We start from the raw sequence: 15,898 nt of genomic DNA on the forward strand, positions 1-15,898 counted from the left end.
CGTCGGTGATGCTGCTCGTCGATCCCGTATCTCAGACGCGGCGGCGGTCCGTACGGTTCCGTCTGATCACCAGAATGAACGAACAGGTGTTCGATGGCAAGTGTGACACGCGGGGCGTGTCACCACCGCTGACGAGGCACGTCGAAGTCGCGGCAGATGGCGACCCAGACGTCGCGCGGGTCGATGCCGTCGTCGATCGCCTGCGCACCGGTGCGGCCGGCGAACTCGGTGAGTACATGGTCGACGAGGATCGAATCCGCCCGGGTCACACCGAATTCGGTGGTCATCAGTTCGTTGAACTCGGTCAGGCGCACAGCCCCACCCTACGTTCGGCCACCGCGACGGGATCCACGGTGTCGGCGCCGCTGGCACCGATCCGCTCGGCGCAGCGGGTGTGGCCGGGGTCGTCGAGGACCGCGCGGACGGCCTCGGCGACGCCGGGGACCGTGAGCGGGCGTACCCACCGGCCGGCGCCCGCACGCTGCAGACGGTTGGCCAGTTCCCACTGGTCCCCTCCGCCGGGAACCGCGACCACCGGCACCCCGGCGGTCATCGCCTTGGCGAGAATCCCGTGCCCGGAGCCGCAGATGAGCACCCGGGCATGGTCCAGCACCTCGTCCTGTCGTGCGAGTCCCGCGGTGATCGGGGCGGGTCCGTCCCCGCCGAAGCGGGCGAGGTCCTCGGCCGACGGCCGGTGCAGGCCCGAGACCACCACCCGGACACGACGGCCCAGTACCCGTTCGGACAATGCCTCGAGCACCACGCCGACCATGTCGGCGGCACCGGTCTCGGCCGTCGACGGGGCGAGCACCACCAGTGGTTCGTCGCCGTCGGGGCGGGTGAAGAGGTCGTCGGTGGGCTCCCACAGCAGTGGGCCGATCAGGTGGGTGTCGGCGGGCCAGTCGGGGCGCGCCACCTCGAGCCCGGGCAGCGTGGCCACGAACCGCGCGGACGGGCCGTCGTCCACGGCGGGCAGACCGATCGACGCCCGTGCGGCAGCACGCTGCCGTTCACCCTTGCGGATGGAGGTCGCCGTCGCGGCACGCATCAACGTGTCCCGGAGGCGACCGCGGAGACCGGTTCCCGGTGCGAGGCCCGAACCGATCGGCGGTAGTCCACGGGACGGCAGGTACAGCGGGTGGGGCGACAGCTCGATCCACGGCAGGCCGTTCAGCTGCGCAGCCCAACCCCCGCACACGGTGATGACATCGGAGACGACGACATCGGCGCCGGATTCGGACAGCACCGGCGCCAGCAACTGCGCCATCCGCGCCGCACGGGCGCTGAGCTTGTCCCCGGCGTCGGCGTCGTCGTCGACATCCGTGGCCGCGAGGCCCGGGAGTTCGGCGATGTCGATACCGCGACGGCGCGCGGCATCCGACCAGTTCAGTCCGGTGTAGACCGTGGCCCGGTGCCCCGCCGAGACGAACTGCTCGGCGAGGGCGAAAGCCGGAAAGGCATGTCCTGCATCAGAACCCGCGACAAGTGCGACATGCACGCGCCGGGGATCAGTTCTGCGCGGGCGGCTCGGTGGTCGGCGGGGTGGCCTGCGTAGCCGGCTGACCCTTCTGCAGCGGCGGAGCGGTGGCACCGGCGGACGGCAGGGCGTCGCCGCGCATGCTGGCGCGGATCTGCTCGAGGCGCGAGTGGCCGGCCATCTGGATACCGGCCTGCTCGACCTCCTGCATCCGGCCCTGGACCGAGTTCTTCGCCAGCTCGGCCGAGCCGAGGGCATTGGCGTAGCGGCGCTCGATCTTGTCGCGCACCTGGTCGAGGCTCGGCGTGTTGCCGGGCACCGACAGCTCGCTCATCTGGTTGAGCGATGCGCTGACCTGCTCCTGCATCTTCGCCTGCTCGAGCTGGCTGAGCAGCTTGGAGCGCTCGGCGAGCTTCTGCTGGAGAACCATCGCGTTACGCTCGACGGCCTTCTTCGCCTGATCCGCCGCCTGCAGCGACTGGTCGTGCAGCGACTTGAGGTCTTCGACGCTCTGCTCGGCGGTCACCAGCTGGGCTGCGAAGGCCTCGGCGGCGTTCGTGTACTCGGTGGCCTTCTGGGTGTCCCCGGCGGCTGCGGCCTGATCGGCGAGCGTCAGCGCCTGGCGGGTGTTGGCCTGTAGGCGCTCGATGTCCTCGAGCTGCCGGTTGAGCTTCATCTCGAGCTGTCGCTGGTTGCCGATGACCGAGGCGGCCTGCTGCGACAGCGCCTGATGCTGACGCTGAGCATCTTCGATCGCCTGCTGGATCTGGACCTTCGGGTCGGCGTGTTCGTCGATCTTCGCGTTACCGAGTGCCGTCAGGTAGCGCCACAACTTCACGAACGGGTTCGCCATGCTCTACGTCACTCCATTCAAGGGATTGAGAACTGTGCAGACCAATCTAGTGGCTGCGCGTTCCCGTTTGGGCCACAGCACGCCGAATGGTCATTCGGACGGTCTGGGTATCAGGCAGCGGCCAGTGCGGTCGCGTCGTGGCGTCCGGCAGGTGCGGGGATGACCACCTTGGTCGCGGTGAGGCCGGCCTCGGCGACCTCGGGGGCCACGGTCTCGGCGGGACGCATCGCGTGTCCGACGTCGAGGAGGAGGTCGGCGATCTCCACGTCGAGTGCGTCACAGATCGCCGCGAGCAGTTCGCTCGAGGCCTCCTTCTGACCGCGCTCGACCTCGGAGAGGTAACCGAGACTCACGCGTGCACCGGTGGACACCTCACGCAGGGTCCGACCTTGCTGCGTGCGGACCCGACGAAGGCTGTCGCCGAGCGCCTCACGTAAGAGCATCGCCATCGAGTCTCCTCTCCCTGTCACTCCTCAGCCAACGCCTCACGCGGCCGGATCGTTCCCCGGCCGCGGTTCCCCCGACAGTAGTCGAACTCAGCGGCCCGCGCCGGTTCCTCCGACGGCCCGTCGCGTCTGCGGCGCCGGGGTCGGATCGGGGGCGTCGGTGGCGGACCCGCCGGAGCGCACCCTGACCGCCTGCCAGGTGTAGTCGAGCCCGGTGTAGATGGTCACGATCACCGCGAGACCCATGAGGATGCCGGCGGCGATCTGCCATCCCCCACCGAGGGGCGCCAGGTACAGACCGATGGCGACGGCCTGCAGCAGGGTCTTCAGTTTCCCGCCGCGGCTGGCCGGGATCACCTTGTGTCGCAGCACCCAGAAGCGCAGCGCCGTGACCCACACTTCGCGCGCGATGATCACCGCGGTGACCCACCACGGCAGGATGCCGAGGATCGACAGTCCGACGAGCGCACCGCCGATGAGGGCCTTGTCGGCGATCGGGTCGGCCATCTTGCCGAAGTCGGTGATCAGACCGCGCCGCCGGGCGATGCGCCCGTCGTACCGATCGGTCAGAGCGGCGACCGCGAAGACGACCGTGGCGACCGTGCGCCACACCGTGGACTCACCGGACTCCATGAACAGGGCCGCCAGGAACACCGGGACCAAGAGGATCCGGAAGACGGTGAGTGCGTTCGCGATGTTGACCACCGGGACCGGGTCGACGGGATCGGTGATGTGGTCCGGCCCGCGGCCCACATTCGCGATACCTTTTTCGTCGACGGCCCGCCGAATGCGATCGGTCATGAGCACACCCCCGGGCGCGGACGTGTTCCGCGATACACGGGAATTCTCATACGCACGCTCACAGGGTATCGGCCCGCGTCGCACAGGAGGTGAACCGGGCCGTTGCGCGCGGCACGAGTCCCCATGTCGCCGGGGACGCGCGCCCGGCCGGAGGACTAAGGTGATTTCCCATGCCCCCCGTCTCCCCGGAGCCCGCCGAACCCGAGTCCACGGCGGATCCCGTTGCGCCCGAACCGACTACTGGCGTTGTCGTGGTGCGACGCGCGCGTACCTCGGACGTGCCGCGCATCAAGGAACTGATCGACAAGTACGCGGGCAAGATCCTCCTGGAGAAGAACCTCGTGACCCTCTACGAGTCGGTGCAGGAATTCTGGGTCGGCGAACTCGACGGGGAGGTCGTGGGCTGCGGGGCACTCCACGTGCTGTGGGCCGATCTCGGCGAGGTGCGCACGGTCGCGGTCGACCCCACGTTCTCCGGGCGCGGGATCGGTCACAAGATCGTCGGCCGGCTGATGGAGATCGCCCGCGAACTCGAACTGTCCCGCGTGTTCGTGCTGACCTTCGAGACGAGCTTCTTCGCCAAGCACGGTTTCAGTGAAATCCAGGGCACCCCGGTCACGCGTGAGGTGTTCGAGGAGATGTGCCGTTCCTACGACACCGGTGTCGCCGAGTTCCTGGACCTGAGTTACGTCAAACCCAACACCCTGGGGAACACCAGGATGCTGGCCACCATCGAGCAGGAGTGAGCAGATGCCCTATTTCGCCGTCCAGTACACCTACCGTCCGGCCAAGGCGGCACTCCGCGACCAGCACCGGCCGCTGCACCGGGAGTGGCTCGGCGAGGAGAACAAGGCGGGCAACGTGCTCGTCGCCGGCCCGTACCCGGACGGGTCGGGCGCGCTGATCATCATCAGCGCGGCCGACCTCGAGGCCGCCGAGGCGTTCCTCGCCAACGACCCGTTCCAGGCGCACGAGGCCGTCGACGCCGTGCGGATCGACGAGTGGAACCAGGTTTTCGGACCGTTCTGACGGGTCGGGTCAGGACTACGCCTCGTTCTTCTCGGCCCCTGACCTGCTCTTCACCAGGCTCGCGACGGTGGTGATCACGAGGACACCGATGATCACCGACAACGACACCGGTGTCGAGATCTCCGGGACGCTCACGTGCTCGCCGCCGTTGACGAACGGCAGCGTGTTCTCGTGCAGGGCGTGCAGCACCAGTTTGGTGCCGATGAACGCGAGGATGATCGACAGGCCGACCGAGAGATAGACGAGCCGGTCGAGCAACCCGCCGAGCAGGAAGTAGAGCTGGCGCAGCCCCATCAGGGCGAACGCGTTGGCGGTGAACACCAGGTACGGCTCCGAGGTCAGGCCGTAGATCGCAGGGATGGAGTCGAGGGCGAACAGCACATCGGTGAAACCGATGACGATGAGCACCATCAGCATCGGGGTCGCCAGCCGCCGACCGTTGACGCGGGTGAACAGCTTGTCACCGTCGTAGTCGTCGTGGGTGCGAAGGAAGCGCTTGACGAACCGCTCGAGCCGGCTCTCCCGTTCCTCCTCGTGTTCGACGGGGTCGTCGCTCTCGCGGATCAGCTTGACCGCGGTGAAGATCAGGAACGCGCCGAACACATAGAACACCCAGCTGTAGGTGTTGATCGCGGCCGCGCCGACGGCGATGAAGATCCCGCGCATGCCCAACGCCATCACGATGCCGAGCAGCAACACCTTCTGCTGATACTCCGGCGGGACGGCGAAGCGCGCCATGATGATGACGAACACGAACAGGTTGTCCACCGAGAGCGCCTTCTCGGTGACGTAGCCGGCGAAGTACTCCCCGCCGAAGGTGCCGCCCCATTTCCACCACACGAACACACCGAAGACGACGGCGATCGAGATGTAGACCGTCGACCAGACGGCGGATTCCCGCAGTGACGGCGCATGGGGCACGCGTACGTGCGAGAAGAAGTCGAACACGAACAATCCGAGGATCACCGCAACGGTGATCAGCCACACGGATACAGAGACATCCACAGTTTCCTCCAGCAGGCAGCTTCAGCTGACGAGCCAGAGGTCTCTCCCACCGGAAGATCGGGGGCCGACGCTCCGGGTCACCGAGGCGGTGATGATCGGCATCACCGCGGATCGGCACCGTATTGACGGAGACGCCGCATCGGGGATACTCCCCTCATGGATCTGGCGGCCAGCCTACCGGATGCCGGTGGGCGGCCGCCGTGATCCCTGGTCAACGGTTCTCAGCGCGCCTGTTCTCATCCCTCGGCCGACTCGTCGTCCCCGCCGCCGCCGGTGATGGAGGCGATGACCCCGGCGAGGTCCTCGGGCTTGACGAGCACCTCGCGCGCCTTGGAACCCTCGCTCGGCCCGACGACGCCGCGGGTCTCCATGAGGTCCATCAGACGGCCGGCCTTGGCAAAGCCGACGCGCAGCTTGCGCTGCAGCATCGACGTCGAACCGAACTGGCTGGAGACGACGAGCTCGATCGCCTGCAGCAGGTCGTCGAGGTCGTTGCCGATGTCGCTGTCGATGTCCTTCTTCTCGCCGGCCTTCGCCGCGGTGACACCCTCGGTGTACTCCGGCTCGGCCTGCTCCTTGGTGAAATCGACGACGGCCGCGATCTCCTCGTCGGAGATGTAGGCGCCCTGCATGCGGATCGGCTTGTTGGAGCCCATCGGCAGGAACAGCCCGTCACCCATGCCGATGAGTTTCTCGGCGCCCGGCTGGTCGAGGATGACGCGCGAGTCGGTCAGCGACGACGTGGCGAATGCCAGACGCGACGGCACGTTGGTCTTGATCAGACCGGTGACGACGTCGACCGACGGACGCTGCGTCGCGAGCACGAGGTGGATGCCGGCGGCGCGCGCCTTCTGGGTGATGCGCACGATCGCCTCTTCGACGTCGCGCGGGGCGGTCATCATGAGGTCGGCGAGCTCGTCGACGATGGCGAGGATGTACGGGTACGGCTTGTACACGCGCTCGCTGCCCAGCGGGGTGGTGATCTCGCCGGACCGCACCTTCGCGTTGAAGTCGTCGATGTGACGCACCCGCGAGGCCTTCATGTCCTGATAGCGCTGCTCCATCTCCTCCACCAGCCACGCGAGGGCGGCGGCAGCCTTCTTGGGCTGCGTGATGATGGGGGTGATCAGGTGCGGGATGCCCTCGTACGGGGTGAGCTCCACCATCTTCGGGTCGATGAGGATCATGCGGACCTGCTCGGGGGTGGCGCGGCTGAGCAGCGACACCAGCATCGAGTTGACGAAGCTCGACTTGCCCGAACCGGTCGAACCGGCGACGAGCAGGTGCGGCATCTTCGCCAGATTGGCACTCACGAAGTCGCCCTCGATGTCCTTGCCGAGACCGATGACGAGCGGATGCTTGTCCTTCCGGGTCGAGGGAGCGCTGAGGACGTCGGCCAGGCGGACCATCTCCCGGTCGGCGTTGGGCACCTCGATACCGACCGCGGACTTGCCCGGGATCGGCGCGAGCAGGCGGACGTTGTCGGTCGCCGCGGCGTAGGCGATGTTCCGCTGCAGCGCGGTGATCTTCTCGACCTTCACGCCGGGCCCGAGTTCGACCTCGTAGCGGGTGACCGTCGGCCCGCGGGTGTAGCCGGTGACCGCCGCGTCGATCTTGAACTGTTCGAGGACGCCGGTCATCCGGTCGATCATCTCGTCGTTGGCGCTGGTGCCCGCCTTCGGCGGATCGCCTTCGAGCAGCAGGTGCGGGGGCGGCAGGATGTAGTCGCCCTCGGCGGCCGGCTCCGACGGTGCGAATGCCTCGTCGTCGAGGTCGGGCTCCGGTTCGGGCTCGGGTGCCGGCTTCGGAGCCGGGCGTGCGGCCGACGTCGCACGACGCGCGGTCGCCCGGCGGGCCGGTGGCTCGATGACCTCGGTCATCTGCTCGTCGGCGGCGTTGTCGCCGAACGGTTCGGTGTGGGCGTCGGCGAAGTTCTCGGTGACCGCTTCCTCGATCGGCTCCTCGGCGACCTTGGCCGGCTTGCGTCGCGACCGGCTCACCGGCCGCGACGGGGTCTCGTCGGGCGGGTAGTTGTCGTACGGGTTCGACGAGTACGAGCGACGCGTCGCGCGGGAGCCGAAGGCGTCATCGTCATCGTCGTCGTCTTCGGCCGCGGGATCGCCGAAGTCGGGATCCTCGTAGTCCTCCGCGTCCGCGTCCCAGTCGAGGTCGCTCTCCCACGGCGCGGCGTCGGCGCCGGGCACCCCCAGTCCGAGGTATCCGGCGGCGGCGTCGACGACCTCACGCACCGTGCGTCCGCTGAGGATCAGGACACCGAAAGCCATGCACAGCAGCAGGATCGGTACCGACACCCAGGCGGTGACGCCCGTGGTGAGCGGCGTGCCGATGGCGAAACCGACGAAACCCGCCGCCGACGAACGGCCCGGCAGATCCAGCGGTGAACCGGCGATGAGATGCATGATGCCCAGCAACGGCAGAACGACCAGGGCACCACCGCCGAGGTAGCGACCACGACGTTCGGGTGCCGGGGGGCGTCGCATCAGCATGATCGCGATCACGACCAGCGCCACCGGCACGACGACCGCCGCGGAGCCGACGATCGCGCGGATCAGCGCCTCGATGAAGGCGCCGACGGGCCCGGCGGCCCCGAACCAGACACTGGCCGCGAACAGCAGACCGAGCGCGAGCAGGCCGAGCGCCACACCGTCCCGGCGATGACTGTGCCCCTGACCGCGCGAGGCCTGGCCACGCGGACCGGGCGCACCATCGGCGTCCAGGTCGTCGTGGTCGTCGTCCGCGTCGATGGCATCGAAGTCGAATTCGTCGTCGTCGAACGGACGCGACTCGGTGCGCGGTCCACGGCCGACGCCGGAACCCACGCGAGCCGCGCTGCCGACACCGCGGGCGAACAGCGACCAGCCTGCGCCGATCCCCTTCCCCACCGCGGAGGCACCGGCGGCGGCCACGGAACGCCTGTGCAGATCGACCGACTCTGCCGACGCGGAGGTGTTCCGGCGACGCGGCGTCGCGGTGGCGGACTGCCTGGTGCGGGACCCGGTGCCCGTGGAACGGTTCGACGCGCGCGACGACCCGGACTTGCCCACACCGGAGCGTGCGGAACCGGTGCGGGTCGTCGACTTGCTCGCCCCGCCCCTGCTCGCGGTGCTCTTGCCCGACCGGCTCGCGCCCGAGCGTGCGGCCGACCCGGTCGACCGTCCGGTGCTCTTGCCACCCGACCGTGTGCCGGATGTCCTCGCCCCCGACGCGGACGTGCGCGTACCCGTGCTTGCCTTCGAAGCCATACCGACAGACTAGTCGGCAGTGTTCACTTCAGTCACACGGGCAACACTGATAACGGCGACGTGTCGAAGTTGTTACCCGTCCGCATCGCCGACACGCCTACAGGCCGTGAGAACTGTCACGAACCGCGGCGATCGCATCCGGATCGCCGTCGAAGGTGACCGCCACGGGGCGGCGTCCGAACGCGAACAGGACGAGTTCGCCGATCGATCCCGTCACGACGGCGTCCTTCCCGGAGCCGACGCTGACGAGGTCCTCACCGGCGGTCGTGCGCAGGGTGACGCGCGCGGGAATCTTCTTCAGCGTCATCCTCGCCATCGACGTGACCGGAGTGCGCAGCTCGGCCTCGAGCTCGGGCGACAGCATCCGCGGCGTCCAGCCACCCTCCGGGTCCGCTCCCCCACGCAGCACGTCCTCATGGTGGACGAACATCTCGGCGAGGTTGGCGAACCGGTCGACGAGTTTGAACGGCGAGTAGACCGGCGGTCCGGACGCGAGGTCGTCGAGCAGCTCGTCGAACTCCCGCCGGGCGGCCTTGGTCCGCACCTTCTCGGTGTACCCGGCGAAGGCCGGGATCAGGATTCCCGGCCCGGTGTCGGGGCGTCGTTCGCGGACGACGAGATGAGCCAACAGATCGCGGGTGGTCCAGCCCTCACAGAGGGTGGGCGCGTCCGGGCCCACCTTCTTCATGGTCTCGACGAGAGCCGCTCGTTCCTCCTGTGCACCGGTCACCCAGCCCACAGTAGCGAGAACTAGTCGGCGCCGACCGCGAGCACCGTCGGCACGATCATCGGGCGACGGCGGTAGGTGTCGGAGACCCAACGGCCCACGGCGCGCCGGATTCCCTGTGCGATGCGGTGCGCGTCGCTGACACCCTCGGCGGCCAGCGAGTCGAGGACCTGGTTGACCAGATCGGCGGCCGACTTGAGTGCATCCGGGTCGTCGGAGAAGCCGCGACCGGAGACCTCCGGCGAGCTGACCGCGCGACCTGTCGTGGCGTCGATGGCGACGGTGATCGCGATGAACCCGCCCTCGCCGAGCACGAGGCGCTCGGACAGGGTCGACTCACCCACGTCGCCGACGGACAGTCCGTCGACGTAGACGTGACCGACCGGGACGCGTCCGACGATCTCGGCGCGACCGTCGACGAGGTCGACCACGACGCCGTCCTCGGCCAGCACCACACGGTCCTCGGGCACACCGGTCGCGACCGCCAGCGCCGCGTTCGCGCGGAGATGGCGCCATTCGCCGTGCACCGGCATCGCGTTCGACGGCCGCACCGCGTTGTACAGGTAGAGCAGCTCGCCGGCCGAGGCGTGACCGGACACGTGGACCTTCGCGCTCTGCTGCGTGATCACGGTGGCGCCGCGCTTGGCCAGGCCGTTGACCACGGCGAAGACCGAGTTCTCGTTACCCGGGATCAGCGAGGACGCCAGCACGACGAGGTCGTCGGCGCGGATGTTGATCTGGCGGTGCTCGCCGCGTGCCATCCGCGACAGCGCCGACAGCGGCTCACCCTGCGAGCCGGTCGAGATCAGCACCACGCGGTGATCGGGAAGCGTTGCGGCGGTGTCGATGTCGACGACCACCCCGTCGGGCATCGACAGGTAACCGAGGTCCTGCGCGATCTGCATGTTCCGCACCATCGACCGGCCGACGAAGCAGACGCGGCGGTTGTGGGTGTGCGCGACGTCGATGATCTGCTGGATGCGGTGCACGTGGCTGGCGAAGGACGCGACGATGACGCGCTGCTTGGCCTTGCCGATCACCTGGTCGAGCACCCCGCCGATCTCGCGCTCGGGGGTGACGAAGCCGGGGACCTCGGCGTTGGTCGAGTCGACGAGGAACAGGTCCACGCCCTCGTCGCCGAGGCGGCTGAAGCCGGCGAGGTCGGTCAGGCGACCGTCGAGCGGCAGCTGATCGAGTTTGATGTCGCCGGTGTGCAGCACGACGCCGGCAGGGGTACGGATCGCCACGGCGATGGCGTCGGGGATCGAGTGGTTGACCGCGAAGTACTCGCAGTCGAACGGACCGTGGGTGGTCCGCTCCCCCTCGGTGACCTCGACGAGCTTCGGCCGCAGGCGGTGTTCCCGGCACTTGGCGTCGACGAGGGCGAGCGTGAACTTCGACCCGACGACGGGGATGTCGCTGCGCAGCCGCAGCAGGAACGGGATCGCGCCGATGTGGTCCTCGTGGCCGTGGGTGAGGATCACCGCGTCCACGTCGTCCATGCGGTCTTCGATGTAGCGGAAGTCCGGGAGGATCAGGTCGACGCCGGGCTGCTGATCCTCGGGGAACAGCACGCCGCAGTCGACGATCAGTAGACGGCCGTTGTACTCGAAGACGGTCATGTTGCGGCCGATCTCGCCGATACCGCCCAGCGCGACGATCCGCAGCCCGCCCTTGGGCAGGCGGCGCGGGGTACCGAGACGATCGACGGGCGCCGGGGTCGCCTGCTCGTTCCGACGGCCCCCGCGGGAGTCGCCGCCACGTTCGTGGCGGCCGCGTCGACCACCGGACGACGAACCGGACTTCTGCTTGGCGGAATGCTTCGGTGCCGCTTCCGCCTTCGGTGCAGCCTCCGCCTTGGGTGCGGTCCCGCCCTGCCCGGCGACGGGAGCCTCGGGCGCCGTCGTGGCCGGCACCGGATCGACCGGCACGGCCTCCACCGGCGGCGTGACGGGGGGTCCGGCCTTCCGGGAGGCGGCGCGGCGTCGGGTGCGTGGCGTCCGTGCTTCGGGACCGTTGGTGTCGCTGCCGGTGTTGTCGGTCATCAGGCGAGAACACCTGCCGCACGTAGATCCACGATCAGCTCCTCGATCTGAGGCCCGGATGCGGGCACCTGGGGCAGGCGCGGATCGCCCACCTCGAGTCCGAGAATGCGCAGCGCCGCCTTCACCATCGTGACACCTCCGAGGCGTCCCATGGCGTTGACGAGCGGAAGCATCGACGTGTTGAGGGTCCGCGCCGTGGCGAGGTCGCCCTTCTCCACCGCGATCTGCATCTCGCGCAGGCGATCCGGCACCAGGTGCCCGATCACGCTGACGAAGCCGGTGGCACCGATCGACAGCCACGGCAGGTTGAGTGCGTCCTCACCCGAGAGGTATTCGAGCTTGGTGGTGGCGATGAGGCCGGCGGCCGAGTGCAGGTCGCCCTTGGCGTCCTTGACGCCGCGGATGTTCGGGTGCTCGGCGAGCGCCAGCATCGTCTCGTTCGCGATGGGCACGACCGAGCGCGGCGGGATGTCGTAGAGCAGCACGGGAAGTGCCGTTGCGTCGGCGACGGTCCGGAAGTGCGCGAGCAGACCGGCCTGCGGCGGCTTGGAGTAGTACGGGGTCACCACGAGCAGACCGTGGGCGCCGATCTTCTCAGATTCGATGGCGAACCGCACGCTCTCGGCGGTGTCGTAGCTACCGGCACCCTGGGTGATCCGGGCGCGGTCGCCGACGGCATCCAGTACGACGCGCAGCAGGTCGAGCTTCTCGGGGACGGTGGTGGTCGGCGACTCGCCGGTGGTGCCGGACACGACCAGTCCGTCACAACCCTTCGACACGAGGTGGTCGGCCAGGACGGCGGCCTTGTCCAGATCGAGACTTCCGTCGGGACGGAAGGGGGTCACCATCGCCACCACGTTCGTCCCGAAGGGATGCTCGTGCAGCGGTTCCTGGACTGCGTTCATGGTGCTAAAGGCTACCGCCTCCGTATCCGTGACGGGTCTCACCCTTCCAGCACGAACGGTGAGGTCGCGACCTCGGTGCCGTCGGCGAGCGTGCCGATCTCGAAATCGCCGAAAACAGTGGGCGCCACCTGCATCAATTGCCGCAGGCATTCGACGGCGAGCTGGCGGATCTCGACGTCGGCGTGCTCGGTGGCGCGCATGCCGACGAAGTGCCGCCATGCCCGGTAGTTGCCGGTCACGACGATCTTGGTCTCGGTGGCGTTCGGCAGCACCGATCGTGCGGCCTGGCGTGCCTGCTTACGGCGCAGGATCGCGTTCGGCACGTCGGCGAACTTCGCCTCCAGCGCGTCGAGGAGCTCGGTGTAGGCCTCGCGGCTCGCGTCGGTGGCGGCGGTGAACAGTTCTTCGAGGTGCTCGTCGCCGACGATCGCGGGCGGCGCGACCACGTTCGAGTCGTGTTCGGGCACGAAGCGCTGCGAGAGCTGCGAATAGGAGAAGTGCCGGTGGCGGATGAGCTCATGGGTGCACGAGCGCGAGATCCCGGAGATGTAGAAGGTCACCGAGGCGTGTTCGAGGAGCGACAGATGCCCGACCTCGAGGATGTGCCGGAGGTAGCCGGCGTTGGTGGCGGTGCGCGGGTTGGGCTTGTCCCAGCTCTGATAGCAGGCGCGTCCCGCGAACTCGACGAGCGCCTCGCCACCCTCGGCGTCCGTGCTCCACGGCACGTCCTCGGGCGGGTTGAACTGGGTCATGGCGACCATCTGCACCTTCAGCGGCACCAACTCGGACACGCAGTCCCCTCCGTTCGACGTTTGTGTGCCCTGATTGTCCCCCACCGCTCCACCGGGCCCGGATTCGGCCTGAAGTCGCGGTCCGCGGTGGGTAAGGTCCGTATGTGTCCACTCGGCATGAGTCCACCCGACGGACTTTCCTGCGAACCGGTGCGGTCGTCACCGGCGCCGCCCTCACGTTGCCCACCATCGCCGAATCCGGCCCGGCGAACGCTGCCCCGCGGAACGTCTTCGCCCACGGCGTCGCCTCCGGCGATCCGCTGCCCGACGCGGTCATCCTGTGGACCCGCATCACCCAGTCCCCTCCGTCGACACCGGGTTCCGGTGTGGGACACCCGTGTTCGGTGCGCTGGGAGATCGCGCGCGATCCGGGCTTCGGCACGGTCGTCGGTTCCGGTGTCGAGCAGACGTCGGCCGAGCAGGACTTCACCGTCAAGGTCGACGCCCCCGGGCTGAGTCCGCGGACGACCTACCACTACCGGTTCACCGTGACGTCGGGACCGGCGGCCGGGGCCGTCTCGCCGGTCGGCACCACCCGCACCGCTCCCGCCACGAGCGCCGACGTCGCACGGATCCGCTTCGGCGTCGTGTCCTGCGCCAACTGGGAGGCGGGTTACTTCTCGGCCTACCGTCACCTCGCCGCCCAACCCGGACTCGACGCGATACTCCATCTCGGCGACTACTTCTACGACTACCAAACCGGCCGCTACACAGGGAAAACCGGGACAGTCCGGGTCCACGACCCACGCCACGAGGTCGTCACGCTGCGCGACTACCGGACGCGTCACGCCCAGTACAAGACCGACCCGGACCTCGCCGCGTTGCACCGGAAGCTGCCGTTCATCCCCGTCTGGGACGACCACGAGACCGCCAACGACGCCTGGAGCGGCGGCGCGGAGAACCATCAGCCCAACGAGGGGTCGTGGCCGGTCCGGCGCGCCGCCGCACTGCGCGCCTACTCCGAGTGGATGCCCATCCGCCCCGGCGTCGACCCGCAGGGCCGACACCTGTTCCGCCGGCTGCGGTTCGGGAACCTGCTCGAGCTGTCGATGCTGGATCTACGCTCCTACCGCGACCTGCAGGTGAGCGCACGCTCGGCGAGCATCGACGACCCGGCTCGCACGATCATGGGCAAGGCGCAGATGTCGTGGCTCACCAACGGGCTCATATCGTCGGAGACCCGCTGGAAGATCGTCGGCAACCCGGTGATGATCACGCCGGTGCTGATCCCGCCGCTCGATCCGGCGACGACCGGCGCGGTCACCTCGATGCTCGGGATCCCGAAGGAGGGAATCCCCTACAACGCCGATCAGTGGGACGGGTACGCCGCCGACCGCCGGCGTCTGCTCGACTCGATCCGGACCAACCGCGTCGACAACGTCGTGTTCGTGACCGGCGACATCCACTCGTCGTGGGCCTGCGATGTCCCGGTCAACGTGGCGAACTATCCCGGCGCCGGGACCGTCGCCACCGAACTCGTCGGCACCTCGGTCACGGCGACCAACGTCGACGACATGTTCAACGTGCCGCCGGACACCGCCGGCGTCGCGGCGTCGGCGGCGTTCCGCACGGCAAACCACCACGTGCGTTTCTGCGAGCTGGACGCGCACGGGTACTCGGTCCTCACCGTCACCCCCGCCGCCACTCAGATGGACTGGTACTTCGTGAACAACAAGATCGACCCGAGGTCGGGCCAGTTCTACGCGAAGTCCTATCGGGTGCGCAGCGGTACGCAGCGGGTCGAGCCGGTCGGGCGACCCGCCGTCTAGTTCTGATCCAGGATCGCCGACAGCTTGGCGTGGGTGTCGGGCCAGCCGTGCACGGCGATCGAGGTGATGCCGAGCGCCTTGACCGGGTAGTCGTTGCCGCCCTCGTCGAGGCGGTCACCGAAGAACAGGATGTCCGAGGTGCTCAGGCCGAGGATGTCCATCAGCTTGAGCGCGCCGTACGCCTTGTCGATGCCCTTCTTGGTGACGTCGACCGACGTCGAACCGCCGCTGCGGACCTCGAGGTCGGGCAGCCGCTCGGCGGCGTAGGCGCGCAGCGACTCCTTCTTCGCGCCGTCCGGGTCCCAGGCGGCCTTCGCGTCGACCGGGGCCTTCTGTCCGAGCGCGCTGAAGGTGATCTGGCTGCCGCGGTCCTCGAGGATCTCGCCCCAGGTCTCGCTCTCCCAGATACCGAGTTCCTTGGCGCCGGTCTCCAGGACGTCGAGGGTGCGCTTCTTCTCGTCGTCGGTGAGGTACTCGGCGTAGACGGTCTCCCACTCGTTGCCCGACCAGCGGACGTACTGGGTGCCGCAGGTGGGCATCAGATGGAGGTTGCCGACCGAGTCGAAGGTGCCGAGACGCGCGAGGACCTGCTTGGAGAACTGGGTGAAGTTGCCGCCGGAGATGATGCACCCGAGGCTGACGTCGAGCATCCGGCGGAGCAGGTCCACCATCTGGTCGTCGAGCGGGCTCTTCGAGGGTGCGAGTGTGTCGTCGAGGTCGAACATCACCAAGCGGTAGTCGTTGCCGTCATACGACACGGTCATCGTCGGTTCTCTCCTTCTGATCG

15 protein-coding genes are annotated in these 15,898 nt (G+C 68.5%); 3 read left to right on the top strand and 12 right to left on the bottom strand.

Annotation, left to right across the window (positions count from 1 at the left end; translation table 11 throughout):
• Window positions 1-119 precede the first annotated feature (119 nt).
• From LQD00_RS22375 to pgsA, 5 genes are all read right to left on the bottom strand, one after another.
• Complete coding sequence (locus tag LQD00_RS22375; RefSeq protein ID WP_075863294.1) at window positions 120-314, bottom strand: DUF3046 domain-containing protein; 195 nt, start codon at window positions 312-314, stop codon at window positions 120-122.
• Window positions 305-1,498, bottom strand: a complete 1,194-nt coding sequence (locus LQD00_RS22380) for a glycosyltransferase (RefSeq protein WP_232719465.1) — start codon at window positions 1,496-1,498, stop codon at window positions 305-307. Before LQD00_RS22380 ends, LQD00_RS22375 begins: the two co-directional genes overlap by 10 nt.
• A 10-nt stretch (window positions 1,499-1,508) precedes the next feature.
• The gene (gene pspA, locus LQD00_RS22385) at window positions 1,509-2,330 is read right to left on the bottom strand and encodes a phage shock protein PspA (protein ID WP_232719466.1); all 822 of its coding nucleotides are present in this window, start codon (window positions 2,328-2,330) and stop codon (window positions 1,509-1,511) included.
• Window positions 2,331-2,440: 110 nt separating this feature from the next.
• Window positions 2,441-2,779: a helix-turn-helix domain-containing protein gene (locus tag LQD00_RS22390; protein ID WP_232719467.1), complete on the bottom strand. Its 339-nt coding sequence runs from the start codon at window positions 2,777-2,779 to the stop codon at window positions 2,441-2,443.
• Between the two features lie 87 nt (window positions 2,780-2,866).
• Window positions 2,867-3,577 carry a CDP-diacylglycerol--glycerol-3-phosphate 3-phosphatidyltransferase gene (gene pgsA / locus LQD00_RS22395; protein WP_232719468.1) on the bottom strand — a complete coding sequence of 237 codons (711 nt, stop codon included), beginning with the start codon at window positions 3,575-3,577 and terminating at the stop codon, window positions 2,867-2,869.
• A gap of 170 nt (window positions 3,578-3,747) precedes the next feature.
• Between pgsA and LQD00_RS22400 the strand changes: the two genes are divergently transcribed.
• Both LQD00_RS22400 and LQD00_RS22405 read left to right on the top strand, forming a co-directional pair.
• Window positions 3,748-4,323, top strand: coding sequence for an amino-acid N-acetyltransferase (locus LQD00_RS22400; RefSeq protein WP_232719469.1), 576 nt, complete (start codon window positions 3,748-3,750; stop codon window positions 4,321-4,323).
• Window positions 4,324-4,327: 4 nt separating this feature from the next.
• Entirely contained in the window at window positions 4,328-4,606 is a 279-nt protein-coding gene (locus LQD00_RS22405; RefSeq protein WP_232719470.1) for a YciI family protein, read from the top strand.
• Window positions 4,607-4,621: 15 nt separating this feature from the next.
• Here the strand turns inward: LQD00_RS22405 and LQD00_RS22410 are convergent, their stop codons facing one another.
• The 6 genes from LQD00_RS22410 to thyX all read right to left on the bottom strand — a co-directional run bounded on the left by LQD00_RS22410 (window position 4,622) and on the right by thyX (window position 13,342).
• The gene (locus tag LQD00_RS22410; RefSeq protein WP_232719471.1) at window positions 4,622-5,611 is read right to left on the bottom strand and encodes a TerC family protein; all 990 of its coding nucleotides are present in this window, start codon (window positions 5,609-5,611) and stop codon (window positions 4,622-4,624) included.
• A gap of 236 nt (window positions 5,612-5,847) precedes the next feature.
• A complete protein-coding gene (locus LQD00_RS22415) occupies window positions 5,848-8,874 on the bottom strand; it encodes a DNA translocase FtsK (protein WP_232719472.1) in 3,027 nt (1,008 codons plus the stop codon).
• Window positions 8,875-8,971: 97 nt separating this feature from the next.
• Complete coding sequence (locus LQD00_RS22420; protein WP_232719473.1) at window positions 8,972-9,604, bottom strand: TIGR03085 family metal-binding protein; 633 nt, start codon at window positions 9,602-9,604, stop codon at window positions 8,972-8,974.
• Window positions 9,605-9,624: 20 nt separating this feature from the next.
• A complete protein-coding gene (locus LQD00_RS22425; protein WP_232719474.1) occupies window positions 9,625-11,646 on the bottom strand; it encodes a ribonuclease J in 2,022 nt (673 codons plus the stop codon).
• Window positions 11,646-12,551: a 4-hydroxy-tetrahydrodipicolinate synthase gene (gene dapA, locus LQD00_RS22430; protein ID WP_005197420.1), complete on the bottom strand. Its 906-nt coding sequence runs from the start codon at window positions 12,549-12,551 to the stop codon at window positions 11,646-11,648. The genes LQD00_RS22425 and dapA overlap by 1 nt, the downstream gene beginning before the upstream one ends.
• Window positions 12,552-12,589: 38 nt before the next feature.
• On the bottom strand, window positions 12,590-13,342 hold the full coding sequence (thyX, locus tag LQD00_RS22435) for an FAD-dependent thymidylate synthase (RefSeq protein ID WP_232719475.1): 753 nt from the start codon (window positions 13,340-13,342) through the stop codon (window positions 12,590-12,592).
• A gap of 104 nt (window positions 13,343-13,446) precedes the next feature.
• Between thyX and LQD00_RS22440 the strand changes: the two genes are divergently transcribed.
• Window positions 13,447-15,111, top strand: coding sequence for an alkaline phosphatase D family protein (locus LQD00_RS22440; RefSeq protein ID WP_232719476.1), 1,665 nt, complete (start codon window positions 13,447-13,449; stop codon window positions 15,109-15,111).
• On the opposite strand, the gene LQD00_RS22445 is transcribed toward LQD00_RS22440, so the two are convergent.
• Entirely contained in the window at window positions 15,108-15,875 is a 768-nt protein-coding gene (locus tag LQD00_RS22445) for an HAD-IIB family hydrolase (protein WP_232719477.1), read from the bottom strand. The genes LQD00_RS22440 and LQD00_RS22445 overlap by 4 nt on opposite strands.
• Window positions 15,876-15,898 lie beyond the last annotated feature (23 nt).

Origin of the sequence: Gordonia metallireducens, assembly GCF_021245825.1 — a bacterium.
GTDB classification, from domain to species: Bacteria; Actinomycetota; Actinomycetes; order Mycobacteriales; family Mycobacteriaceae; genus Gordonia; species Gordonia namibiensis.